Here is a 22,233-nt window from a genome sequence, read left to right as displayed (position 1 = left end):
CGCTGGTTTTTTAGTTACTAATTTTCTGTTTCAACGAATCGTCCCAGAATATGAACATTCTCAGATACAGAGACAAAGGCACCTGGATCCACCTGTTTCATAATCTGTTTAAATTCATTAAACTCTGCACGTGTAATGACAGTGATTAAAACTGCCTTTCTTTCGTGATTATAGGTTCCTTCTGCATCGTGAATCATGGTTGCTCCGCGGTGCAATTTTTTATGGATTTTTTCAATTACCTTGTCTGGATGATTAGTCACAATCATGGCCTGCATGCGTTTTTGCTTGGTAAAGACAGCGTCTGTCACACGGCTAGAGACAAAGATGGTAATCATAGAGTAGAGAGCGTATTTCCAACCAAAGGTCAAACCTGCTATCAGCATGATGGTCCCATTTACCAAGAAAGAAATACTACCGACATTCTTACCTGTTTTCTTGCGAATAGTCAAACTGACGATATCCGTTCCACCACTGGAGATATTGTTTCGAAGAGCAAAACCAATCCCCAAGCCCATGACAACACCCCCAAAAAGGGCATTGATAATAGGATCCTCCGTCAAGGTCGCCACAGGGACAAACTGGATAAAGAAAGAACTCATGGATACCGTGATAAAGGTAAAGACGGTGAACTTATGGCCAATCTGATACCAAGCCAAGACCATCAAAGGAAAATTAATGGCGTAGAAGGTCAGCGAAATCGGAATATGAAAACCAAACCAGTGATTACTCAAGGCAGAGATAATCTGTGCCAGACCTGTCGCACCACTCGAATACACATGACCTGGTTGGAAAAAGAAATTGACCGCTACTGCTGATAAAAAACCATAGACCAGAGAGGCCGAAATCTTCTCATCATATTTTTCGCGAGAGATGCTTTGTAAGACACGTAAAATTTTTATCTGATGAGCAAAGCGGCGCAGATAATAGCGCCACCGCTTAATTCGTTTTGCTTGTTTCATCTTCTTCTACTTGTAAGCTGAGTTCCTCTAGTTGTTTGAGAGCTACTGTTGAAGGAGCTTGTGTCATTGGGTCACTTGCCTTGTTGTTCTTAGGAAAGGCAATAACTTCACGGATATTTTCTTCCCCTGCTAAAAGCATGACAAATCGGTCAAGCCCGATAGCCAAGCCACCGTGTGGTGGGAAACCATAGTCCATGGCTTCAAGAAGGAAGCCAAACTGGTCATTTGCTTCTTCGGCTGAGAAACCAAGAGCCTTGAACATGCGTTCTTGAAGATCTTTTTGGTTGATACGAAGGCTACCACCACCAAGTTCATAACCGTTCAAGACGATATCGTAAGCAATGGCACGAACCTTAGCCAAATCACCTTCTAATTCGTGAGCAGTCTCTTCCTGTGGAAGGGTGAACGGATGGTGAGCACTCATGTAGCGGCCTTCTTCTTCAGACCATTCAAACATTGGCCAGTCAACCACCCAAAGGAAGTTGAATTTATCATTGTCAATCAAACCAAGCTCTTTGGCAATACGTCCACGAAGGGCACCAAGAGTTGCATTGGCCACTTCAAGCGTATCCGCCACAAAGAGAACCAAGTCCTTATCTTCAAGAGCAAGCGCTGTTGTCAATTCTTCTTGGATACCAGTCAAGAACTTGGCAACTGGTCCGTTTAATTCTCCATCAACAACCTTGACCCAAGCAAGACCTTTGGCACCATATTGTTTGGCTACTTCCGTCATTTTGTCAATGTCTTTACGTGAATAGTTGTCCGCAGCTCCTTTGACTACAATTGCTTTTACAGCAGGTGCTTCTGAAAAGACTTTAAAGTCTACACCTTTGACCACTTCTGTCAGGTCCTGAAGCAACATGTCAAAACGAGTATCAGGCTTGTCAGAACCGTAAAGAGCCATAGCGTCATCATACTTCATACGTGGGAAAGGCAGAGTGACTTCAATGCCTTTTGTTTCCTTCATGACACGCGCAATCAAGCCTTCTGTGATATCTTGGATTTCTTGCTCAGTAAGGAAAGATGTTTCCAAGTCAACCTGTGTGAACTCAGGCTGGCGGTCACCACGCAAGTCCTCGTCACGGAAACATTTAACGATTTGGTAGTAACGGTCAAAACCAGCATTCATCAATAACTGCTTAGTGATTTGCGGACTTTGAGGAAGCGCGTAAAAATGCCCTTTATTAACACGAGATGGCACCAAATAGTCACGCGCCCCTTCAGGCGTTGACTTAGAAAGGAATGGTGTCTCCACGTCGATAAACTCCAACTCATCCAAGTAGTTGCGGATAGAGTGGGTCACCTTAGCACGAAGTTTAAGATTTTCCAACATTTCTGGACGACGAAGGTCAAGGTAACGGTAACGCAAACGTGTATCGTCATTGGCCTCAATGCCATCCTTAATCTCAAATGGGGTTGTCTTAGCCGTATTCAGCACTGTCAGAGCTGTCACGTTTAACTCAACTGCACCAGTTGGTAACTTATCATTGGCTTGCTCACGCGCAGCGACCTGACCAGTCACCTCGATAACAAATTCACTACGAAGGCTTTCAGCTGTTGCCATGACCTCTGCAGAGACTTTTTCAGGGTTGATAACCAACTGCATGATTCCTTCACGGTCACGAAGGTCGATAAAGATCAAACCACCAAGGTCACGACGACGGCCAACCCATCCTTTCAAGGTCATTTCTTGTCCGATGTGTTCCTCACGAACACGACCAGCATACATACTACGTTTCATTATTTCTCTCCTCTTTTATTCTGTTACTATTTTACCATAAAAGCGCAGGCTCTTCATGAAAATCATCAGAAAAGTTTGCCAGTCTTTAAAAATCAAGTGAAGACTCTAAAAATTGACGCCCATACAAAAATCCGATGAAGTTCATCGGACTCTTTTATTTTGAATTTTTGCCTGCTTTACGTTTTTCTGCAATTTCAGCTGCCTTTCGAGGCAAGACAATCTCCGTTGTGTAAGCTGTCCCAAAGCGCAAGACACCTGCAATAGGAGCAAAGACAACTGCTAGATAGTTGTAGAAGAAATCGCCCTTAAAGGCATAAGCTAGCGCTCCAATGATGAAAAATAGAACGACTGCTTGAATCACTGCTAATAAAATTACTCGTTTCATGTGACCTCCTGACTCTATTATAGCATGAGAATCATCAAAAAGCCGACTAAATTATTCAAAGCGTGGAGAGAAATACTGTAGACCAGACCTTTTCTGCTAATATAAGCCAAGCCCAAACTAAAACCAAGGCTAAAATAGACAAAAAATTGTTGCACATCACCTGGGAAATGAATCAAGGCAAACAGAACACTGGATACCAGAAGAAAAATCAGAGTTTGTTTCCTATTGTCCTGCTTAGGAAAGAGGTAGCGTGCTAACATCCCTCTAAAGATAAGTTCTTCCGTCAAAGGAGCAAAAATAACGACCGCAAAGAATGAGAAAAGTGGTTGAGACAAGGTCAAGTCTATCGCTATTTGCTGATTTACTGAAGGATCATTTGGCAAGAAAAACTGGACAACCAGAGATAAGAACCAAACCAAGGCAGGAAGCCAAATAAATCGGTTGAAGCCACTCTTCTCAATACGAACAGGACCTTTCTGATACCATTTGTAAATGCCGTACACATAAACTCCAGCCAAGGCCACATAGAGCAAGGTCACAGCATAGGGTGAACCGCCTAAGGCAAGCGACGTAGTCGCGAGCACCTGAATGAAGCCATAGATGAATAAAAAGGATAGAACAGCTAGAAGAAACCAGCCAAGGTTTTTAAGTAGTTTCATAAAGATCTCCTATCTTGCTTTATAGCTGTTTTTCAATACAAAGAGGTTTGCTATCCCTAACACAAGTACCCATGCAAGTAACATACCGATGTTAGAAAAAGATATTTCTCCACCTTTTTTATTTAAAAGATTTACAATAGGACCAACGAACGAGTAATCCAACACTTTTTGAACCGTATCATTTTGAGAAGCAATCATGGGTAAAATAGAGACAATTAACATAGGAAAGATACTATAGACTTGCGCTTTAGATTGAGTATCTGACACCGCACCTATTAGAAGGTTGAGAAAAATAATACAAATAGTTGCTAGGAGCAAATAGATAGCATAGGCAAATAAATAACCAGATACATCTACTTTAAGATAGATGGGAAGTACAATCATCGCAACCAACATTATCAAAATAGGGAGAACGAGCATACTGAAAGTATATTCTGTTGCTGTCACACCACTTAGAATGAGTGATTTGAGATTTCGTTTTTCCTTATCTTCTGCCATCATAATCGATACCATATAACCACTTCCCATGCTCAAGACCATCGTCAAGCTAGCAGATAGTAAAAATAGGCTCAATTGTCCATTCTTATTTGAAAGTTCATTATATAGAACAGCAGTACCAAAAGGCATCAATAAAGTTGCTAACAAAGTTGAATTGCTGATAAGAACTTGTAATCTTAACCATAGTAGGGCATTTAATTTTCTAAACATCTAACTTTTCTCCTGTCAATCTGATAAAGATTTCTTCTAAAGTTGGCTCACAAGAGTGAACCACCATCAAATCTGTCGTGTCTAAATATGGTAATTCTTCAAATGGAACTATCTGTTCTCGTCCATCGTTATAAACCACATGTACTTTCTTATCCACATGATACTTCTGAATAATATCTTGCGGACTTCCATACTCTATTAAGTTACCCTTATTTAAAAGAGATAAGCGATCACAAAGCAGAGTTGCCTCATTCATATCATGCGTGGTCAAAAAGATAGTTGTCCCCGCCTGCTTTAATTCTTGAAGTAGGGTATGAATCATCTTAGATGTTGTAGGGTCTAAGCCACTGGTTGGCTCATCTAGGAAAAGAATCTTAGGAGCATTCAGAAGGGCACGAGCCAAGAACATTCGTTGTTTCATTCCTGTAGATAACTTTTCTGCGATAATATCTTTAGCATCTGCTAATCCAACCTGTTGGAGCACCTGATTTACTCTATCTGACTTGAGACCATATAGCTTAGCATAGATGAGAAGATTTTTGTAAAGACTCATCTTTTCATAAAAACCACTGCCATCACTAACTATACCAATTTGTTCCAAATCATTTGAGGTTAAATCTTGAGAATCCTTGCCTAACAAAACTGTTTTACCTTGATCTGCAGCCAACTGACCTGTTAAGACGTTGATCATGGTTGTTTTACCTGAACCAGAAGGCCCAAGAAAACCAAAGATTTCACCTTCCTTAATCTCAAAAGAAATCTGATGAAGAGCTTTTTTGCTCCCAAAACTTTTGCTTACATTTTCAACACGAATCATAGAAACTCCTTTATTTGAAATAACGTTTTACCATAGGCAACTGCATCACATTGATATAAACATGGATGGCTCCTACAAGCAAGAAGGCTAGTAGTTGAATCTCTCCTGTCAAGAAAGAAATGATAATAAGAAAAACATATAAGGCTGGTAAGACATATTGGTTTAATTGGAATAAAATCCGAAAACTCTGTTCAAAATTAGCCTGGCGCTCCCCTTCATCATAAGAATTGATATAGTCCAAGACATCCTTTGGTGTAGAGAAAAATGCCAAATCAAACTGACGAACAATCGCAATTGTTTTAAAAAGAGATTTTTGAGCGACTAAGGATAGCACAAAGACTACGAAAGAGAGGGAAAATGTTTGGTGGCCTGTATGCAATATAACCACTTCATTTAATGAGAGAAAAATAGACAATGAAATTGCTACGCTTGCAATATTAAAAGCAATGGTTCCAAACTCGAGATTCCGATACATCTGCACATAATAGGTTTCATTCAGATCATCATCCATTTCCTCTTGATACAAGGAATGAAATTTTCTGCTTTTCTTTAGGAAATTGAAAGTCAAAAAAAGAATAATGACGGCTAGTAGTAAGCTGATAGCTGATAGCCATGGTATCAAGGGTTTTACATCTAAAATAATTCCGTTGGATTCGGCACGTGCCTTAAACATCCCTACAAACATGCCCAAGAAGCCTCCAAAGACAACAGACATTAAAAATAACAATCCACCTTTCTTATTCTTTTTCATATTCATTCTCCTTTTTCACTTGCTAAATTGTTTGCTTTCTTTTCAATCCAGTCAACGACTGGGATAAGAGCAAAGTAGGCCCAGATAAATTGGTCGCTGTAATAGAGATCAAACCATCCTAGATTTGTTCCAATTAGTAGACACACGCTGACTAATAAAGCTATGGCAACTACATAATAAATCACTTTATACTTGTTCATCACTCGTCCTCCTCCAAGCGAAATACCGATTCGACTGTTTCGTTGAAAATGTGAGATATTTTCAGGGCAATGATAATGGATGGGGTGTACTCATCCCGTTCTAGTAGGCTAACGGTCTGTCTGGAAACCCCTGCCAGCTTGGCTAGGTCGGTTTGATTGAGACTATCGCGAGCCCGAAGCTCTTTTAGACGATTTTTTAGTTGCATATTACACACCTACTCTCCCTCAAATTCAACGGTTTGGATATCCTCAATACGTTGCAACTTGAATTTTTCTTTCCCCTCTTTATCAACGCTATGTAGTTTGACCCATTCCTCGTCAACATCCACAACTTCCCAGTTATCTGGCCCAATATACACTCCCGTTATAATTGGTTTCTTTCCAATCATTTCTTGCAATAATCTCGACATTTCTGCGTTTCCTTTCTCTTTTCGCTCAAGTTTTTTGATTTTATTCTCTAGTTTCTTGATTTTTTTAGAATTATTAGAATAAAAGAAAATCATAAATAGTATAAATACTAGTACCCACATCATAGCTCCTTTCTACTTCCTATTTCTTAACTTGAATTTATTGTAACATATCTTTTTCTTTTTGACAAGCATATTTGTCAAAAAGTTTATGATTTTTGTCATTTTGCAAAAGAAAAAGGTCAGAGTAGTTCTCTGACCGGTTTTAAATACTATTAAAAGCCTAGTTTTTCAAAGATTTCTGAGAAGTTTTGGCTGATTGCCTCAAGTGACACTTGCACTTCTTCTCGTGTTTGATTGTTCTTGACCGTCACTTGTCCGCTTTCGACTTCGCTCTCTCCTAGGGTGATGAGAGTCTTAGCCGCAAAGACATCGGCTGACTTGAACTGAGCTTTGAGTTTACGATTGAGGTAATCACGCTCTGCTTTGAATCCTTGTTGGCGAAGAGCCTGTACCAACTCCAAGGCCTTGACATTTGCTCCTTCTCCCAAGACTGCGATATAGACATCTAAAGCATTTTCAATAGGAAGGGCTACACCTTGCTTTTCAAGAATGAGAAGCAGACGCTCTACACCAAGTCCAAAACCAAAGCCAGCAGTTTCAGGGCCTCCAAAGTAAGAAACCAAACCGTCATAACGACCACCCGCACAGACTGTCAAGTCATTGCCCTCAATCTCAGTGATAAACTCGAAAATGGTGTGGTTATAGTAGTCCAGACCACGCACCATATTGGTATCGATGATATAGTCTACTCCAAGATTTTCCAACATCTGACGTACAGCATCAAAATGAGCTTGGCTTTCTTCATCAAGGAAGTCCAAGATAGACGGCGCATTCTCTACTGCCACCTTGTCTTCTTTTTCCTTAGAGTCCAAGACACGGAGAGGATTTTCCTCCAAGCGACGTTGGCTATCCTTAGACAAGGTCTCCTTGAGCGGTGTCAGATAGTCAATCAAGGCTTGACGGTAGGCTGCACGGCTCTCAGGATTTCCAAGAGTGTTGAGGTGCAATTTGACACCTTGGATACCGATTTCTTTCAAGAAATGGGCCGCCATCGCGATTGTTTCCACATCGGTAGCTGGATTGCTTGATCCAAAACATTCAACACCAATCTGGTGGAACTGGCGCAAACGCCCTGCCTGTGGACGCTCGTAACGGAACATAGGTCCCATGTAGTAGAACTTACTTGGCTTTTGCACTTCTGGGGCGAAGAGTTTATTTTCCACGTAGGAACGGACAACGGGCGCTGTTCCTTCTGGACGGAGGGTAATATGGCGATCACCCTTGTCATAAAAATCGTACATTTCCTTGGTCACGATATCCGTTGTATCTCCAACAGAACGGCTAATAACCTCGTAGTGCTCAAAAATAGGCGTGCGCACTTCTGCATAGTTATAGCGCTTGAAAATCTCACGGGCAAAGCCCTCAACGTACTGCCATTTGGCAGACTCAGCAGGTAAAATATCCTGCGTTCCTTTTGGTTTTTGTAATTTCATAGGGAATCCTCTTTAAACTTAATAGTCTTATTTTACCATAAATAGAGGGATTAAAACAGTAAGAAAAAAATTAGGATTTATACTCAATGAAAATCAAAGAGCAAACTAGGAAACTAGCCGCAGGTTGCTCAAAACAGTGTTTTGAGGTTGTAGATAGAACTGACGAAGTCAGTAACCATACCTACGGCAAGGCGACGTTGACGTGGTTTGAAGAGATTTTCGAAGAGTATTAGATATCATTTTTGAGATTAATAACTGTCAAAAGAATAGCGAGCAAGGAAAGACCAACAAATAGCATCCAAGTCAACTGTATATTCCATACAGCTATAAGTGAAAAACAAGCTGTTCCCACAGGTATGGATAAGGTAAACAATAAACCTAAAAAATTACTGGTACGAGCTAGAACATCTGGAGCTAGATTTTTCATGAGCATGGCACTAATCTTTGGTTGAACTTTACCAGACACATACAGAGTTGAAAAGAGAAATAGTAAACCAAGTACGACTTGATTGAATAAATTAGCTAGACCAATTAGACTGAGTCCTACGGTCACCCACATCATCAATCTAGGCAAAGACTGCTTCCCAAAATAATCATTGCCCGTAAGGCTACTGATGATGATTGCTACTAAAACACCGAATTGATTGATAAATAGTGCCTCTGTGTAAGAAAAATTCAAGAGAGAATGGCTCAAAAAGAAGATGTTATAGATGCTTCCTAAAGCCCCACCCAAGGCATTGATAAGTAAGACAGCAAAGATCATGAATCCAAAGTTTTTCTGTCCACCTTTAAGAAAAACGAGACGTAAATTTCGATAAATCGTTAGGAACTGCTCTTTGATAGGAAGCTTCTCATTTTTTAGTGATTTACCATCAGCAGCTGAAAGTGACAGGCTCAATTTGCTTTTTCCTAAAAAGAGAATCACGGCTGATACGAGGAAAAAACAGGCATTGATTCCCGCAACGAGGGAAAAATTATTGACCGATAGCCCTAAGAGCCAGACTCCGAAAGCTTGACCACCAATAGCTGAAATATAGGTGATGAACTGGGAAAAAGAATAAGCCTCCATCAGATCATCTTCAGCTACTTTTTCCTTAATAAGAGGCATGCGCAAGCCACCTGCAAAATCACTGATAACATCACTAATGACATTGATTAAACACAGGCTAGAAAAGGCAAATAAACTAGCTTGCTGAACAACTAGGGCTGCCAGAAAAAATAAAACCGCCTGAAACAAACCGCTGTAAGTCATCCATTTGACCTTGTCCCTTGTGTAATCTGCCCGAATCCCTACAAAAACTGTAAAGAGAGTCGGAAGAATCATGACAATATTCGCCATAGCAACCGCAAAAGATGCTTGTGACAGGGTCGATGCATAGACGATAAATACCAGGTTAAAAATTGAAGCACCAAAAGCATTGAAGAAGCGTGACAAAGTCAAGAGTCGATAAGCTTGATTTCTAAACAATAGTTTCATAGGTAATCTCCCTTCTTGTTCAAATACTCAATGAAAATCAAAGAGCAAACTAGGAAGCTAGCCGAAGGCTGTACTTGAGTACGGCAAGGTGAAGCTGACGTGGTTTGAATTTGATTTTCGAAGAGTATAAGTTCTATATGAAGTATGACTACAGTATAGCACTTAGAAATTGAACGGGAAAACTTTTGAATATATGCAACACACAAAATGAGCAAAGAAACGATAGAACTTTTGTAACGACCTGAGATTAGTCAAAAGTTCTATCGCTTAAAATTTCAAATTCTTTTCTTGGTTTGCAGATATTCAACAATCGGTCGTATTTCTATAGTATTCAGCAGATTTGTTACAGCCAAGCATCTCAAAAATATGGACAGCATCTTCCATCTTTTTCTGACCTTCCTTGACTCTGCCTTGCTTGCTATCAAGGAGACCTTCCGCCCACAAATAGACAATTCGGAAATAGGTCTCATTTTCCTTGTAGAAATGCTCTTTGATGACACGTTTAAAATAAGAGGCATTGGTAAATTCTTCACATTCAATGCTAGCTAAAAAACCATTCAATAGCATGGTGTGAAAAAGGTTTCGATTACCAGACATTTCCATTAGAAAATCAGATTTGCGGACCATTTCTCGTACATATCTAGTAAAAAGAGAAACAGATAAGAATGGAGAACTGACTGAGAACAAATTGAGTTCATAGATTCCCCAAATCTCGGTAGAAAACAAGTAGTCATGAAGGACTTTCCCTTCCTCTGCCGTTAACTCTACCGTTTCATCCATGCCCTTCATATAAGACTTGATAATAATTGCATTTAGAATATGCTTCTGCTTGTTTTGAGAATAGGCATACTTTTGATACTCCTGGCGATACAAATCCTCAAGAGGTGCTATATTCTTTAGGTCCAAGACATCTATGATTTCTTTTCTCAACTCAGAATCTGTATCATACTGAAAACCTCTAGCTAGAAAGAGGATTTCCTCCACACTGGCAGAGATATTTTCTAGGGCAAATAGAAACTTTTCCACCGAAAGCTCACTCTGACCAGTTTCAAATCGGGACAACATAGACGGAGAAAATTGTCCCCCAGTCGCCTGTCTCAGCGAGACATTTCTTGACTCTCGTAATTGTCTAAATACTTTTCCAATCTGCTCCATAGGCATCCCCTTGATTCCGTATTTTCTTCATTTTATCATATTTTTCAGAAAATTCATCAAAAACTTGCCAAATTGTCAGAATTATGAGAAAATAGAGGATATTTATCACGTGGAGGGACTGTTATGAGAGACGATATCAAAATCAATGACCGCGCTTTGGCCTTACAAGACCAAATTATCGAAAAACTAGAGAAGGTTTTTGATACAGATGTGGAATTAGATGTTTACAATCTAGGACTGATTTATGAAATCAATCTGGACGAAACGGGTCTCTGCAAGATTGTCATGACCTTCACCGATACTGCCTGCGATTGTGCAGAAAGCCTGCCTATCGAAATCGTTGCAGGTCTGAAACAAATCGAGGGTATCGAAGATGTCAAGGTTGAAGTTACCTGGTCGCCTGCCTGGAAGATCACACGAATCAGTCGCTACGGCCGTATTGCCCTTGGACTGCCACCCCGTTAAGCAGGAAAATTACTTTTGAAGATAAAAATAAGCAAGCCGAAGTTGGCTTGCTTTTTGATACTCAATGAAAATCAAAGAGCAAACTAGGAAACTAGCCGCAGGCTGTACTTGAGTACGGCAAGGCGACGTTGACGTGGTTTGAAGAGATTTTCGAAGAGTATGAGTTTATTTTTTACCTGACTTGTCCATATTCCAGAAGTCTGTCACGGCTCCGCGTGAAGCGGATGATACGATGTGGGCATATTTACCAAGAACACCACGGCTGTAAAGTGGTGGCAAAGTTGTTTCTGCCTTACGTTTTTCAAGTTCTTCTTCAGATACGGCCATTGAAATTTCTTTGGTATCTTGGTCAACCGTAACAATATCGCCTGTACGGAGGTAGGCAATAGGTCCACCATCCTGAGCTTCAGGAGCGATATGTCCAACAACCAGACCATAGGTACCACCAGAGAAGCGGCCATCCGTCAAGAGAGCAACCTTGTCTCCTTGACCTTTACCAACGATCATTGATGAAAGTGATAGCATCTCAGGCATACCAGGGCCACCCTTAGGTCCAACGAAACGAACAACGACTACATCGCCATCAACGATTTCATCTGTCAGAACGGCCTGAATCGCATCTTCTTCTGAGTCAAAGACTTTAGCTGGACCAACGTGACGACGCACTTTCACACCTGATACCTTAGCAACCGCACCGTCTGGTGCAAGGTTCCCGTTCAAGATGATAAGCGGACCATCTGCACGTTTTGGATTTTCAAGTGGCATAATGACTTTTTGACCTGGTGTGAGGTCTGCAAAGTCAGCTAAGTTCTCAGCGACAGTCTTACCAGTACATGTGATGCGATCTCCATGAAGGAAACCATTTGCCAACAAGTACTTCATAACCGCTGGGACACCACCGACTTCGTAGAGGTCTTGGAAGACATACTGACCAGAAGGTTTCAAGTCTGCCAAGTGAGGAACGCGTTCTTGGATTGTATTGAAGTCCTCAAGTGACAAGTCAACATTAGCCGCATGGGCAATGGCAAGCAAATGAAGAGTGGCATTTGTAGAACCACCAAGAGCCATAGTTACAGTGATAGCATCTTCAAAGGCTTCACGAGTCAAGATATCTGACGGTTTGAGACCAAGTTCCAACATCTTAACAACAGCACGTCCTGCTGCTTCGATGTCTTCTTTCTTATCAGCTGATTCAGCTGGGTGAGATGAAGAGCCTGGCAAACTCATACCCAAAACTTCTATAGCAGTCGCCATGGTATTAGCAGTGTACATACCACCACAGCCACCAGGGCCAGGGCAGGCATTACATTCAAGACGCTTCACATCCTCAGCTGTCATATCCCCATGGTTCCATTTTCCGATACCCTCAAAAACAGAAACCAAGTCGATGTCTTTGCCATCAAGATTTCCGGGTGCAATGGTTCCACCATAGGCAAAAATAGCTGGAATATCCATATTAGCAATAGCAATCATAGAACCAGGCATGTTCTTGTCACAGCCACCGATAGCGACAAAGGCATCGACGTTGTGACCACCCATAGCCGCCTCGATTGAGTCCGCAATGATATCACGAGATGTCAAAGAGAAACGCATACCAGGCGTTCCCATGGCAATCCCGTCCGCTACGGTAATAGTACCAAACTGTACAGGCCAAGCACCTGCAGATTTGACACCTTCTTTCGCCAATTTCCCAAAATCATGCAAGTGAATGTTACATGGTGTATTTTCCGCCCAAGTTGAAATCACTCCCACAATCGGTGTTTCAAAGTCCTTATCTGTCATACCAGTCGCACGAAGCATGGCACGGTTTGGCGATTTTACCATGCTGTCATAAATGCTACTGCGGTGACGTTTATCTAATTCAGTCATTTGTTCCCTCCCATTTCAGTTTTTACTATTATAGCACATTTTAAAAGCAATGAACAGAAGAAAATTCTTGAATTTTCAGAAAATTTCGATTAATTCGGTTGATGACCTTCTAATTTTTTCATCTTTTTTTGTCAAGTAACTTTACTTTACAAAAAAAATGTGTTATCCTAGTATGGTTGATGAAAATCAGTAGATTGAATCGAATATAAATACCTAAAGGAGAAATCAAAATGGCAGTACCTGCACGTCGCACTTCAAAAGCGAAGAAAAACAAACGTCGTACACACTACAAAGTAACAGCTCCATCTGTAAACTTTGACGAAACTACTGGAGATTACTCACGTTCTCACCGTGTATCACTTAAAGGATACTACAAAGGACGTAAAATCGCTAAAGCTGCATCAGCTGAATAATAGAAGGGAGATACCATGCGCGTAAATATTACACTTGAACACAAAGAATCTGGTGAACGCTTGTACCTTACTTCTAAAAACAAACGTAACACTCCAGACCGTCTTCAATTGAAGAAATACTCACCAAAACTTCGCAAACACGTTGTGTTTACAGAAGTTAAGTAAGCATTCAATACGAATCAATACAGAAGAAAAACGCTTAATCAGCGTTTTTTCTTTTTGTTAATTTCAGTACATTGCAATAAAAATCAACCGAATGACTACATTTTTTGTGAAATAAATTAGAGGCTCTAATATATAGGAAGAATCCAAAATCCCCTGCAAATCTACATTGCAAGGGACTTGTGTATCATTCTTGTACTTCTTTCTGAGCGGCCTTTCCTTGGTCTAGAAGGGCTTGGACGATTTTCTCATCGCGTAGTTTGACAGAATCATTGATCATTTCTGCGGACTTGACGATGGTTGTTTCTAGTTGGGCACGTTTCTGGCGTCCCAATTCAATAGCTGCGACGATACCTTGGTTTTGAGCGACCAGACTTTCAGCCAGTTTGGTAACAGACTCAACAGCGACTGTCGGACTTTGGGCAATTCTCTCCATCTGCGGAATCACTTCCTTGCTGGTCTCAGCTAGCATCTGAAGGGCAGCATTGTTGGCATTGACAATGGCATCTGCCACGACACCTGATTTCATTGATTGTTGCAAAATACCCAGTTGGGCAATAGAAAGCTTCATTGTCGGAATCGTATTACGACGAAGCATGCCCAATTTTTGGCGCATATCAGATGACACCTTCACAAGATTGCGCATCTGAGGTGTTGTTGCCCAGGCAACATAGAGACGGCTGACATACTCAGTGTGCTGTTGTTCAAGGGTATTGACCACTTCAGCCATGCGGGCCAATTCTTGTGATTTGGTTTGGTATTCTACCGTACTTGTATCGAGTTGGTCAGCTTGAGATTTCAGTTCTGCAGCGCGATTACCAGCTTCTGTCTGGCTGGCTTCGATAAAGGAAATCACTCCCACTAGATTTTCAATGGATTTGGTATTGTCCTCAATCAACATCTCAGCAGAGACGATATTTCGAGCTAAGACATCTTCTTGCTTGACCACTGCGGCAGCCATGCCATCGAGTTTTTGCTCCACTGTTTTTGAGTCAAAGTAAAATTCTTGTAGCGTATTCTTGCTCTTGTTGAACAGTCGTTGCAAAAAGTTTGGCTTTTCTTCTAACTCAGCAATTTCAGCGTTCTTGTATTTGACGACAAAGCCTTGCAACTCACGGTTGGTATTCTTGAGTAAGTCATCCACTTGGGGAATCTGCAGTTTCTTTTGTTCTGACAAGATACGATTGACCGTATTATTCACACTTTCGACAGCAGATTGTCCAAAATCCAAAAGGGCATTTTGATTTGTGACAAACTGGTCTACTAACTGGGGCACGCGCGCCTTGATTCCTTCTTGCTGCTCAGGGCTCAACTTTTCAAGGAAGGTCAAGGTCTTATCTGAGCCAGTATTGGTCTCGATGATTTGGGTTGTCTTATCTACCTTAGCTACCGTATTATTGGCAATCTGGTCAATATCAAAATTAAATTCTGTCATGGTTACTCCTTTATTTCTAACCTATTCTTTGCGATCTTTTTCTAGGATACGCAGACTGATATCAAAATCACGCATATCTGTTTCATTGAGTTCTCTCAAGACTTGGTCTAGCTCAAGGTCAAATTGTTCGATAGCTGCTTTAGCTTGCTCTAAGCGTTCTTCTGCCCGATTATAGTTCTTCGGATTGGCCTTAATCTTTAAATAACCTTCTAAAATCGTTTGGAATTTCTCCATCTTCAAACTATGAATGGCAGTCAATTCTTCCTTATCCCCTTCAGCAGAGGTAGCAATCTTGTCTAAAATAGCCTGATGGTCAACGGCAATATTAGCCAAGGTCTGGGATAATTCTGGAGCTAATTCCTCTGGCTCCGCATTTTCAAGATCTACCTGACTTTCTCTATCCAAACGTTCTAGCTGAACATCGATGTTTGCCCTTACTGTACGAACCTTTTTGTCAATACGATTGTAGACATCAGCATCGATATAGGACTTGAGACGATCCGCCTCCTGATGGATTTCCCGCAGTTCGATTAATACTTGATTGGCCAGACTCTTATAGGAATCTGAACCTTTTTCTACCAAGATTCCCTCTAACTGCTGAATATCTTTGTCCGCCTGACGAATCCGAGCTTTTAAAAGCTCAATCCGATCGTCTAGAGAAGCATCCTGCAAAAGAGGATAGCGCCAACGTTTATAGAGACGATAACCACCATAGCCTAGCAGGACACAAGCCGCAAGCGGAAGAGCATATTGGACCAAAAGGCCCAGTAAGAACAAGAAGCCCCAAAAATAGAGACAGCCTTTCCAAAAACCATTACCCGATTTCATAAACATTCCTTATTTTCAATTTATAAGTCTATTTTAGCACAAAAGAGCAAAATGAGGGCGGAAATCCCCTAGAAAAAAGTTGATTTCTTTGCTGTAGAATGGAGGCTAGTAGCGCGTGGGCTAATTTCAGTTGAGCTGACTCAAACAACAAACATACTCTGAGGAAATATCAAAACAAAAGCTTGAAACATCGGAGGGGTTGTGTTAGAATGAAAGCATAAAGGGAAAATAATGCTTCTAGCATATATAACTAAAAAGCCCCACCGTGCCACCGATGGGGTTTTTTGCTACCCTCTAAAAGGGTTAAATGCTACTTGCTACGTCTCTTTATCCATAGCTCGAAAAGCTCAGATAGTACGTTAACAAGTAACGGAGCTAGAAAAAGGGAAAGTAACTCTAGCATACATAACACCTCCCTTCATTAAACTGAGGAGGCTAAAATATTATATCATACCAGATTTATATCATCAATATCGCTTATAAATAACAAAAAACAACAAAAGCTTGAAATATCGAAAGGGTTGTGTTAGAATGAACTTACAATGTGAGTAAAGTTACAGCATATGTAACTAAAAAAGCCCCACCGTGCCACCGATGGGGTTTTTTGCTACCCTCTAAAAGGGTTAACCATTACTTCTTACGTTTCTTAAACCATAACTTGAAAAGCTCAGATAACACGTTAATAAGTAACGGAGCTAGAAACACTGTGAGTAAAGTTTCTAACATATGTAACACCTCCCTTCATTAAATTGAGGGGGCCAAAATATTATATCATACCAGATTTATATCATCAACATCGTGTAATTCTTGGAATAGATAGACTTAGATATACAAATAACCTTACTAACAAATCTCTAAACAAACCCATAAACAACATTTTAAGACAAAGCAAAAAGCCCCTAGATTCATAGCTAAGGGCTGATTGACTTGCAAGGATAGGCAGGACTGTCGGGGCTCCTGCATTTCTCGACCCACTATAAGTGGCGCGTTGGTGACAGATTCTCAACCTCTATCCTTCATATCTTCATTATAGCACTTTTTTCTCAACTTTCAATCCGTGCATTTCAGTTTATTACCTATCTTTTTCTCTAGTGTCCTTCAACCATATTGTACTTCAACCTCACTCATGATTTCCAGCAAAGTTTTCCCTTCAATCTGTAAAGAAATTAAATCATCGAAAGAAGATGCTCTATATTCGTTGTCCGCAACAATAACAACAATATCATAAACAGAATTAGGAAAAATGCCACATACTTGACCATTATAATCAAAAGAAGCGTCCCAACCATTGTCATACAATGCTTGTAAATCATCAAATATTGCCATAATATATCTTGATTCTCCTATATAAGATATTCCACAACTTATCCAAAACCATACGAAAATTTATCCGGCAACTCTTTTCCTAACTTAATACTTTTAGTCAAAGTATCTTTGACAAATGAAGTAAATTGCCCTAAATCATCTCCAACATAGCTATATTCCAAAGTAATTTTATCGATAGTTGCAATACCTTTACAACCTCCACTCACAATAGAATACTGCCTTTTAGAGACTCCATCTTCTATTTTGTACATCGTAATAATTTGTTTATCAATCTTTATCATTTTCTGTTTAGTGTAAAATAAGACACAGGAATTATTCTTGACTCTCAAAAATATAATTGCAACAACGTGTCAAAATCATCTTTAAAAACATTTTGACTATTCTGTTTTATTTGCTCAATGATTTTATCCTTTGTATCTCTGTCCAAAGGTAGCGTTTCAAACGCTTCTTCTTTTACTAAGAATTCACCATTTTCTCCCTGAAATTCTTTTGTAATTTTTCTAATATGACTCTCGAAATCGATAGATTGAAGCTCTTCGTCGTTTATGTTATCTTCAATCGCATCTAGTAACAAACTAATTGAAATTTTAATCATCTTTAAATACCTTTATTTTTTATTAGCCTTATTTCCAAAAAGCCAAATATAAATAGATTGCTTATAATTTTCTGTCTGAGAAAAAATCTCTCCAAAAAGGATTTTCACTATCAAAAATTTCAACCTCTTCTTCAGTCATATTATAAGGATAGTCCTCAAATAAGTTATAAATTTTTTTCCGATCAAAGCTTAATAGATGTTCTCCTATAGAATCTATTTTATCAATCCACCATATTTTTGACTCTTCAGTCTCTTTGTAAAAATCACTGTATCCTTCAAGAAAAGATTCTGCTGTAACGGAGTCACACATCCCATCTAGCAACCCTAAATCATCGCATCCATTCTCATTAAAATCTGTCATTATTCTGATTTTTCCTATCATTTCTTATATGTCTTTTATTAAAAAGACCAGATTCTTACTACAATTTCTAATTGAACCGTTAAGCTTCTCTATCCGATCTCCTAAATACCGCCTCTTTATTCATCAAGTCGTCCTCAGTGTAGTCAATTGTAAAAGTATCTAAATTAAAGATAGATTTAGGTGGAGTTGAATGAATCATAGGGACACTACGTACCCTATACTCTTTTTCTCCAATTCTAACAAACTGATTGATTTTCAAATCTGAAAAATCAGGATTCTCAACAGTAATCGAAACAAGACGATGCGCTATTTTATAAACATCAATTATCTTATTTTTCATGTTTAACTTATCCATAATTATTATTTTAATACTTGTGTTCTAGGGAATCAAAACCAATTTTAGATTTATTTAACACTATCAAATAAATCTAAAATAGATTGGGGAGTGCTTTCTTAAACAATGAAGAAGGTTTATCTTGGTTTGGGTAAACTTGGTCAACCCACCCATCAATTTGATTATAAAAAATCAATAACTCTTTGCTTGGTGGTATCATCAAATCTAAAACGAAACCTCCTTTACTTTAAATTCATTATAAACTTTCCTATCCTAATATTCAATCAACAAGAGATTATTACGATAGCTTTTTAGCTTCTTTTCTACTTCGTCAGTGGTCAAGCTACTACTCCTTTATGATATAATTAGTTTAAAGAGAAGTGAGGTAGAAATGATAGTGTCGCTACGCAACTTCATAGTATGAGATGACGGGACAGGCACACCGTCCACTACTCTTGAGCGCTTAGATTTTTCTAAGTGTTTTTTTGCATTTTCTCGGCGTTCGCTCTTGGTTCAAGTCCATTCTCCATACCATTTGGTAAGGAATTAAGAGATATTTTTATCTCTCCTATCTCCTTGTCATTATGCAAGCAATTAAGGCAAGTTATTGCTTTGCTTATCTGCTTATCATTTTGTAAACATCAAATTTAAAATGATAGACTTTTAAACTTCTCTTATTTCCTCAATACCCAAACACGATAAAACACTATCAACTCGTTTAAACACACGTTTCAAACATGCTGGTGTACCTAATATTGGATTCCACGGTTTCAGACACACACATGGCTAGTCTTTTGCTAAACTCTGGAATACCATATAAAGAATTACAACACCGTCTAGGTCATTCTACACTAGCTATGACTATGGACACTTACAGTCATCTCTCCAAAGAAAAAGCAAAAACAGCCGTCTCATTTTATGAGAAAGCTGTAAGTTCTTTGTGAAGGGGGACAAAAAGGGGGACAAACCCAGAAATCAACATTTTAAGACAAAGCAAAAAGCCCACTGTTGTAGGCTTTCTGTAAGATATATCTTAAAATTAAAGCATTTTGTTGTAGAATTCAACGACAAGTGCTTCGTTGATTTCTGGGTTGATTTCGTCGCGTTCTGGCAAGCGAGTCAATGAACCTTCCAATTTTTCAGCGTCGAATGATACGAATGCTGGACGTCCAAGAGTAGCTTCTACTGCTTCAAGGATAGCTGGAACTTTCAATGATTTTTCACGAACTGAGATCACTTGACCTGGAGTTACGCGGTATGATGGGATATCAACGCGTTTTCCGTCAACAAGGATGTGACCGTGGTTTACGAATTGACGAGCTTGACGACGAGTAGTCGCAAGACCAAGACGGTAAACAACGTTATCCAAACGACGTTCCAAAAGAAGCATGAAGTTGAAACCTAGGATTCCGCCTTTGATTTTTGTAGCTTGTACGAACAAGTTACGGAATTGTTTTTCACCTACACCATAAGTGAAACGAAGTTTTTGTTTTTCAGCCAATTGCAAACCGTATTCTGACAATTTAGAACGGTTGTTTGGTCCGTGTTGTCCTGGTACGTAGTTACGACGTGCCAATTCTTTACCTGTACCTGTAAGTGAAAGGCCAAGGCGACGAGCTTGTTTCCAAGATGGTCCTGTATAACGTGACATGTAAATGTCCTCCTGATATAAATAATATTTCGGTGGAAATAGTCACTTAGAAAGCCCTGATTCGTGCAGATGCCCTTCGCCTAAACAGCCAAGGTTACTTATCATAAGACACCTGTTGACGAGCTTCATGCTTTCCTGCTGATATTTCACACAAAATCCATTTTACCATGAATGGCTAGATTTGTAAAGGGGTTTTAAGCTTTATTTTCATTGCCAGAGAGGGTAAGAAAGAGGGTAAAGGTGCTTCCTAGACCGTACTGGCTGCTGACTGTGATTTCTCCACCCAATTGATGAGCCAATTCACGCGCAATCGCAAGCCCTAAGCCATGACCACCTGTTTTCATGTTACGCGAAGTTTCTACACGATAAAGGCGTTTGAAAATATTCTCCAAATCCTCTGGGGCAATCCCCTGTCCCTCATCGGTCACACTGATTGAAAGCTGGCTCTTCTCCAGCTTAGCCACCACTTCCAGCTTGGTTCCTGGAGCTGAGTATTTAAAAGCGTTATTGACCAAATTCACCAAGATACGAGAAAGTTTGGCATAATCTCCCTCAATCCGAGCAGACTCAGGGATTACCTGCAAGTGGACATCTCGCTCCTCCTGCTCAATCAAAAATTGAAATTCACTCATGCACTCAATCAAGAGCTGGTCCAGAAAAATGCTGTCCTTGCTGGTCGTTTCGACCTGATTTCTAGCTGTGTTTAGGGTCAAAAAATTTAATTCCTCAACCAGTTTATTGAGTCTTTCCGTCTGACGCCCAATGGTTGCTAGATAATGGTCCTGTTCTCCTTCCTTGATAACCCCATCCAAAATCCCTTCTACCGTCGCTTGGATCGAAGTGATGGGGGTCTTGATATCATGCGAAAGTTGAGCAATCATCAAGCCCTTTTCTCGTTCGCTTTCTTCCAAGGAATCAAAGGTGGCCTGCAAATCATGGGACATTTCATTGAAAGCTTGGCCTAATTGCTGAAATTCTACAGGGCCTTGAACCTCCAGACTTGATGGAAAGTCCTTGTCCGCTACCCGCTTGGCATGTTCCTTGAGTTTGCCCAATGAAGTAAAGACCGGCGATAGGAGAAAGAGACTAATCCCAGCACCGATAAAACTAGCCACAAGAGTCATACCCACTAGGAAATAAATTTCTCTTTCTTCAATTAACATTCGCTGGATGGCCCAAAAAACCACGATAATCGTTAGGAGTGTTGAAATAATATACCCCACTAAAATATAACTTTTTAATTTCATTGACTACCTCGTGCTTTCTCAATTTTGTAGCCCAAGCCCCAGACGGTTTTGATGGTCGGTGTTTCTGAACTAGCATGTTTAGCCAACTCCTGTCGAAGAGCATGAATATGAACATTCAAGGTATTGGTGTCATCCACATAGTCTTCTTGCCAGACCTTTTCATAGAGGTCTGTCTTAGAGAAAACCCGCTCTGGATTGCTGGCTAAAAGCCATAGAAGGTCGAAGGATTTGACGGTCAAATCAAGCGCCACATCTCCGACTTGGACCTCATGGCTACCGTGATTCATCCGTAAATCCCCGAGACTGACGACCTCTGTCTCACCTCCACGATGAAGGCGACGTAAGATATTGTGGACACGCAAAACCAGCTCACGAGGGCTAAAGGGCTTGGCAATAAAGTCATCTGCCCCTAAGCTCAGGCCATAAATCTTGTCCTGCTCGCTAGTCTTAGCCGTGATAAAGAGAAAAGGCTGATCTGGAGATTGATACTGAACCTCGCTAATCAAATCATAACCATCCATCCGAGGCATCATGATATCTGTAATAATCAAATCAATTGGTTTTCGCTTGAATATTTCTAAGGCCTCTACTCCATCATGGGCCACCAAAACCTGATATCCTGCCTGAACCAGATAGCGTTGATGAATATCTGTGATTTCTACCTCGTCGTCAACGAGTAAAATTGTCTTTCCCATCTGTCTCTCCTTTGAAAAAAACAGTGCTATACCACAA

Annotated in this window: 27 protein-coding genes and 1 pseudogene; 4 read left to right on the top strand and 24 right to left on the bottom strand. The window is 40.1% G+C overall.

Annotated elements, in window-relative coordinates; translation table 11 throughout:
- Positions 1 to 17: 17 nt before the first annotated feature.
- The 13 genes from N8L39_RS07495 to N8L39_RS07435 form a co-directional block, all read right to left on the bottom strand.
- Positions 18 to 959 (bottom strand): YitT family protein, encoded by a 942-nt coding sequence (locus N8L39_RS07495; RefSeq protein ID WP_000806276.1) that lies wholly within the window; start codon positions 957 to 959, stop codon positions 18 to 20.
- Positions 937 to 2,700: an aspartate--tRNA ligase gene (gene aspS, locus N8L39_RS07490; protein ID WP_261010572.1), complete on the bottom strand. Its 1,764-nt coding sequence runs from the start codon at positions 2,698 to 2,700 to the stop codon at positions 937 to 939. The genes N8L39_RS07495 and aspS overlap by 23 nt, the downstream gene beginning before the upstream one ends.
- Before the next feature lie 154 nt (positions 2,701 to 2,854).
- Positions 2,855 to 3,085 carry a hypothetical protein gene (locus N8L39_RS07485; protein ID WP_000832184.1) on the bottom strand — a complete coding sequence of 77 codons (231 nt, stop codon included), beginning with the start codon at positions 3,083 to 3,085 and terminating at the stop codon, positions 2,855 to 2,857.
- Between the two features lie 17 nt (positions 3,086 to 3,102).
- Positions 3,103 to 3,744, bottom strand: coding sequence for a CPBP family intramembrane glutamic endopeptidase (locus N8L39_RS07480; RefSeq protein ID WP_261010571.1), 642 nt, complete (start codon positions 3,742 to 3,744; stop codon positions 3,103 to 3,105).
- A gap of 9 nt (positions 3,745 to 3,753) precedes the next feature.
- Positions 3,754 to 4,452: an ABC transporter permease gene (locus N8L39_RS07475; RefSeq protein WP_261010570.1), complete on the bottom strand. Its 699-nt coding sequence runs from the start codon at positions 4,450 to 4,452 to the stop codon at positions 3,754 to 3,756.
- On the bottom strand, positions 4,445 to 5,269 hold the full coding sequence (locus N8L39_RS07470; protein WP_261010569.1) for an ABC transporter ATP-binding protein: 825 nt from the start codon (positions 5,267 to 5,269) through the stop codon (positions 4,445 to 4,447). The genes N8L39_RS07475 and N8L39_RS07470 overlap by 8 nt, the downstream gene beginning before the upstream one ends.
- Before the next feature lie 10 nt (positions 5,270 to 5,279).
- Positions 5,280 to 6,026: a DUF3169 family protein gene (locus tag N8L39_RS07465; protein ID WP_419991711.1), complete on the bottom strand. Its 747-nt coding sequence runs from the start codon at positions 6,024 to 6,026 to the stop codon at positions 5,280 to 5,282.
- A complete protein-coding gene (locus N8L39_RS07460) occupies positions 6,023 to 6,220 on the bottom strand; it encodes a hypothetical protein (protein ID WP_033682914.1) in 198 nt (65 codons plus the stop codon). Before N8L39_RS07460 ends, N8L39_RS07465 begins: the two co-directional genes overlap by 4 nt.
- Positions 6,220 to 6,426, bottom strand: coding sequence for a helix-turn-helix transcriptional regulator (locus tag N8L39_RS07455; protein ID WP_004238559.1), 207 nt, complete (start codon positions 6,424 to 6,426; stop codon positions 6,220 to 6,222). The genes N8L39_RS07460 and N8L39_RS07455 overlap by 1 nt, the downstream gene beginning before the upstream one ends.
- Before the next feature lie 9 nt (positions 6,427 to 6,435).
- Entirely contained in the window at positions 6,436 to 6,750 is a 315-nt protein-coding gene (locus N8L39_RS07450) for a hypothetical protein (RefSeq protein ID WP_261010590.1), read from the bottom strand.
- 152 nt (positions 6,751 to 6,902) lie between these two features.
- Positions 6,903 to 8,183, bottom strand: coding sequence for a histidine--tRNA ligase (gene hisS / locus N8L39_RS07445; RefSeq protein ID WP_125447239.1), 1,281 nt, complete (start codon positions 8,181 to 8,183; stop codon positions 6,903 to 6,905).
- A 229-nt stretch (positions 8,184 to 8,412) separates the two neighbouring features.
- On the bottom strand, positions 8,413 to 9,660 hold the full coding sequence (locus tag N8L39_RS07440; RefSeq protein ID WP_261010567.1) for an MFS transporter: 1,248 nt from the start codon (positions 9,658 to 9,660) through the stop codon (positions 8,413 to 8,415).
- Between the two features lie 303 nt (positions 9,661 to 9,963).
- Positions 9,964 to 10,815, bottom strand: a complete 852-nt coding sequence (locus N8L39_RS07435; RefSeq protein WP_261010566.1) for a helix-turn-helix domain-containing protein — start codon at positions 10,813 to 10,815, stop codon at positions 9,964 to 9,966.
- A 123-nt stretch (positions 10,816 to 10,938) separates the two neighbouring features.
- Here N8L39_RS07435 and N8L39_RS07430 point away from each other — a divergent pair, with 123 nt between their 5' ends.
- Positions 10,939 to 11,280 carry a metal-sulfur cluster assembly factor gene (locus tag N8L39_RS07430; protein ID WP_001204052.1) on the top strand — a complete coding sequence of 114 codons (342 nt, stop codon included), beginning with the start codon at positions 10,939 to 10,941 and terminating at the stop codon, positions 11,278 to 11,280.
- Between the two features lie 165 nt (positions 11,281 to 11,445).
- On the opposite strand, the gene ilvD is transcribed toward N8L39_RS07430, so the two are convergent.
- Positions 11,446 to 13,149 (bottom strand): dihydroxy-acid dehydratase, encoded by a 1,704-nt coding sequence (gene ilvD / locus N8L39_RS07425; RefSeq protein WP_000137343.1) that lies wholly within the window; start codon positions 13,147 to 13,149, stop codon positions 11,446 to 11,448.
- A 230-nt stretch (positions 13,150 to 13,379) separates the two neighbouring features.
- Between ilvD and rpmF the strand changes: the two genes are divergently transcribed.
- Positions 13,380 to 13,562, top strand: coding sequence for a 50S ribosomal protein L32 (gene rpmF / locus N8L39_RS07420; protein WP_000290417.1), 183 nt, complete (start codon positions 13,380 to 13,382; stop codon positions 13,560 to 13,562).
- 15 nt (positions 13,563 to 13,577) lie between these two features.
- Positions 13,578 to 13,727: a 50S ribosomal protein L33 gene (gene rpmG, locus N8L39_RS07415; RefSeq protein WP_001265622.1), complete on the top strand. Its 150-nt coding sequence runs from the start codon at positions 13,578 to 13,580 to the stop codon at positions 13,725 to 13,727.
- A 184-nt stretch (positions 13,728 to 13,911) separates the two neighbouring features.
- On the opposite strand, the gene N8L39_RS07410 is transcribed toward rpmG, so the two are convergent.
- From N8L39_RS07410 to N8L39_RS07380, 7 genes are all read right to left on the bottom strand, one after another.
- Positions 13,912 to 15,159 carry a toxic anion resistance protein gene (locus N8L39_RS07410; protein ID WP_261010565.1) on the bottom strand — a complete coding sequence of 416 codons (1,248 nt, stop codon included), beginning with the start codon at positions 15,157 to 15,159 and terminating at the stop codon, positions 13,912 to 13,914.
- A gap of 21 nt (positions 15,160 to 15,180) precedes the next feature.
- A complete protein-coding gene (locus N8L39_RS07405; RefSeq protein ID WP_261010564.1) occupies positions 15,181 to 15,987 on the bottom strand; it encodes a coiled-coil domain-containing protein in 807 nt (268 codons plus the stop codon).
- Positions 15,988 to 17,085: 1,098 nt separating this feature from the next.
- Positions 17,086 to 17,313: a 16S rRNA processing protein RimM gene (locus tag N8L39_RS07400; protein WP_261010563.1), complete on the bottom strand. Its 228-nt coding sequence runs from the start codon at positions 17,311 to 17,313 to the stop codon at positions 17,086 to 17,088.
- Positions 17,314 to 17,351: 38 nt separating this feature from the next.
- Positions 17,352 to 17,594 carry a hypothetical protein gene (locus tag N8L39_RS07395; RefSeq protein ID WP_049521330.1) on the bottom strand — a complete coding sequence of 81 codons (243 nt, stop codon included), beginning with the start codon at positions 17,592 to 17,594 and terminating at the stop codon, positions 17,352 to 17,354.
- Between the two features lie 44 nt (positions 17,595 to 17,638).
- A complete protein-coding gene (locus N8L39_RS07390) occupies positions 17,639 to 17,908 on the bottom strand; it encodes a hypothetical protein (RefSeq protein ID WP_261010562.1) in 270 nt (89 codons plus the stop codon).
- Between the two features lie 61 nt (positions 17,909 to 17,969).
- Positions 17,970 to 18,218, bottom strand: a complete 249-nt coding sequence (locus tag N8L39_RS07385) for a DUF7675 family protein (protein ID WP_419991712.1) — start codon at positions 18,216 to 18,218, stop codon at positions 17,970 to 17,972.
- 130 nt (positions 18,219 to 18,348) lie between these two features.
- A complete protein-coding gene (locus N8L39_RS07380; RefSeq protein ID WP_261010560.1) occupies positions 18,349 to 18,609 on the bottom strand; it encodes a hypothetical protein in 261 nt (86 codons plus the stop codon).
- Positions 18,610 to 19,297: 688 nt separating this feature from the next.
- Between N8L39_RS07380 and N8L39_RS07375 the strand changes: the two are divergent.
- Positions 19,298 to 19,547: pseudogene (locus N8L39_RS07375) on the top strand (tyrosine-type recombinase/integrase); the annotation flags it as partial.
- Between the two features lie 95 nt (positions 19,548 to 19,642).
- Here N8L39_RS07375 and rpsD read toward each other — a convergent pair.
- The 3 genes from rpsD to N8L39_RS07360 form a co-directional block, all read right to left on the bottom strand.
- Positions 19,643 to 20,254 carry a 30S ribosomal protein S4 gene (gene rpsD, locus N8L39_RS07370; protein ID WP_000092756.1) on the bottom strand — a complete coding sequence of 204 codons (612 nt, stop codon included), beginning with the start codon at positions 20,252 to 20,254 and terminating at the stop codon, positions 19,643 to 19,645.
- A gap of 194 nt (positions 20,255 to 20,448) precedes the next feature.
- Positions 20,449 to 21,501, bottom strand: a complete 1,053-nt coding sequence (locus N8L39_RS07365) for a sensor histidine kinase (RefSeq protein WP_261010559.1) — start codon at positions 21,499 to 21,501, stop codon at positions 20,449 to 20,451.
- On the bottom strand, positions 21,498 to 22,196 hold the full coding sequence (locus N8L39_RS07360; protein WP_261010558.1) for a response regulator transcription factor: 699 nt from the start codon (positions 22,194 to 22,196) through the stop codon (positions 21,498 to 21,500). Before N8L39_RS07360 ends, N8L39_RS07365 begins: the two co-directional genes overlap by 4 nt.
- Positions 22,197 to 22,233 lie beyond the last annotated feature (37 nt).

This window comes from Streptococcus mitis (assembly GCF_946190285.1).
Classification (GTDB): domain Bacteria; phylum Bacillota; class Bacilli; order Lactobacillales; family Streptococcaceae; genus Streptococcus; species Streptococcus mitis_CP.
Note: the sequence above shows the minus strand (reverse complement) of the source record. Positions and strands in the feature narration are given on the sequence as shown.

Bases quoted from the DNA above. Each gene is read 5' to 3' on its own strand.
- rpsD (WP_000092756.1), bottom strand. From the start codon at position 20,254: ATGTCACGTTATACAGGACCATCTTGGAAACAAGCTCGTCGCCTTGGC.
- N8L39_RS07450 (WP_261010590.1), bottom strand. From the start codon at position 6,750: ATGTGGGTACTAGTATTTATACTATTTATGATTTTCTTTTATTCTAAT.
- hisS (WP_125447239.1), bottom strand. From the start codon at position 8,183: ATGAAATTACAAAAACCAAAAGGAACGCAGGATATTTTACCTGCTGAG.
- N8L39_RS07430 (WP_001204052.1), top strand. From the start codon at position 10,939: ATGAGAGACGATATCAAAATCAATGACCGCGCTTTGGCCTTACAAGAC.
- rpmF (WP_000290417.1), top strand. From the start codon at position 13,380: ATGGCAGTACCTGCACGTCGCACTTCAAAAGCGAAGAAAAACAAACGT.
- N8L39_RS07465 (WP_419991711.1), bottom strand. From the start codon at position 6,026: ATGAATATGAAAAAGAATAAGAAAGGTGGATTGTTATTTTTAATGTCT.
- N8L39_RS07440 (WP_261010567.1), bottom strand. From the start codon at position 9,660: ATGAAACTATTGTTTAGAAATCAAGCTTATCGACTCTTGACTTTGTCA.
- N8L39_RS07380 (WP_261010560.1), bottom strand. From the start codon at position 18,609: ATGAAAAATAAGATAATTGATGTTTATAAAATAGCGCATCGTCTTGTT.
- N8L39_RS07410 (WP_261010565.1), bottom strand. From the start codon at position 15,159: ATGACAGAATTTAATTTTGATATTGACCAGATTGCCAATAATACGGTA.
- N8L39_RS07495 (WP_000806276.1), bottom strand. From the start codon at position 959: ATGAAACAAGCAAAACGAATTAAGCGGTGGCGCTATTATCTGCGCCGC.
- N8L39_RS07485 (WP_000832184.1), bottom strand. From the start codon at position 3,085: ATGAAACGAGTAATTTTATTAGCAGTGATTCAAGCAGTCGTTCTATTT.
- N8L39_RS07365 (WP_261010559.1), bottom strand. From the start codon at position 21,501: ATGAAATTAAAAAGTTATATTTTAGTGGGGTATATTATTTCAACACTC.
- N8L39_RS07400 (WP_261010563.1), bottom strand. From the start codon at position 17,313: ATGGCAATATTTGATGATTTACAAGCATTGTATGACAATGGTTGGGAC.
- N8L39_RS07475 (WP_261010570.1), bottom strand. From the start codon at position 4,452: ATGTTTAGAAAATTAAATGCCCTACTATGGTTAAGATTACAAGTTCTT.
- aspS (WP_261010572.1), bottom strand. From the start codon at position 2,700: ATGAAACGTAGTATGTATGCTGGTCGTGTTCGTGAGGAACACATCGGA.
- N8L39_RS07395 (WP_049521330.1), bottom strand. From the start codon at position 17,594: ATGATAAAGATTGATAAACAAATTATTACGATGTACAAAATAGAAGAT.
- rpmG (WP_001265622.1), top strand. From the start codon at position 13,578: ATGCGCGTAAATATTACACTTGAACACAAAGAATCTGGTGAACGCTTG.
- ilvD (WP_000137343.1), bottom strand. From the start codon at position 13,149: ATGACTGAATTAGATAAACGTCACCGCAGTAGCATTTATGACAGCATG.
- N8L39_RS07435 (WP_261010566.1), bottom strand. From the start codon at position 10,815: ATGGAGCAGATTGGAAAAGTATTTAGACAATTACGAGAGTCAAGAAAT.
- N8L39_RS07385 (WP_419991712.1), bottom strand. From the start codon at position 18,218: ATGTGTGACTCCGTTACAGCAGAATCTTTTCTTGAAGGATACAGTGAT.
- N8L39_RS07470 (WP_261010569.1), bottom strand. From the start codon at position 5,269: ATGATTCGTGTTGAAAATGTAAGCAAAAGTTTTGGGAGCAAAAAAGCT.
- N8L39_RS07455 (WP_004238559.1), bottom strand. From the start codon at position 6,426: ATGCAACTAAAAAATCGTCTAAAAGAGCTTCGGGCTCGCGATAGTCTC.
- N8L39_RS07390 (WP_261010562.1), bottom strand. From the start codon at position 17,908: ATGATTAAAATTTCAATTAGTTTGTTACTAGATGCGATTGAAGATAAC.
- N8L39_RS07405 (WP_261010564.1), bottom strand. From the start codon at position 15,987: ATGAAATCGGGTAATGGTTTTTGGAAAGGCTGTCTCTATTTTTGGGGC.
- N8L39_RS07480 (WP_261010571.1), bottom strand. From the start codon at position 3,744: ATGAAACTACTTAAAAACCTTGGCTGGTTTCTTCTAGCTGTTCTATCC.
- N8L39_RS07360 (WP_261010558.1), bottom strand. From the start codon at position 22,196: ATGGGAAAGACAATTTTACTCGTTGACGACGAGGTAGAAATCACAGAT.
- N8L39_RS07460 (WP_033682914.1), bottom strand. From the start codon at position 6,220: ATGAACAAGTATAAAGTGATTTATTATGTAGTTGCCATAGCTTTATTA.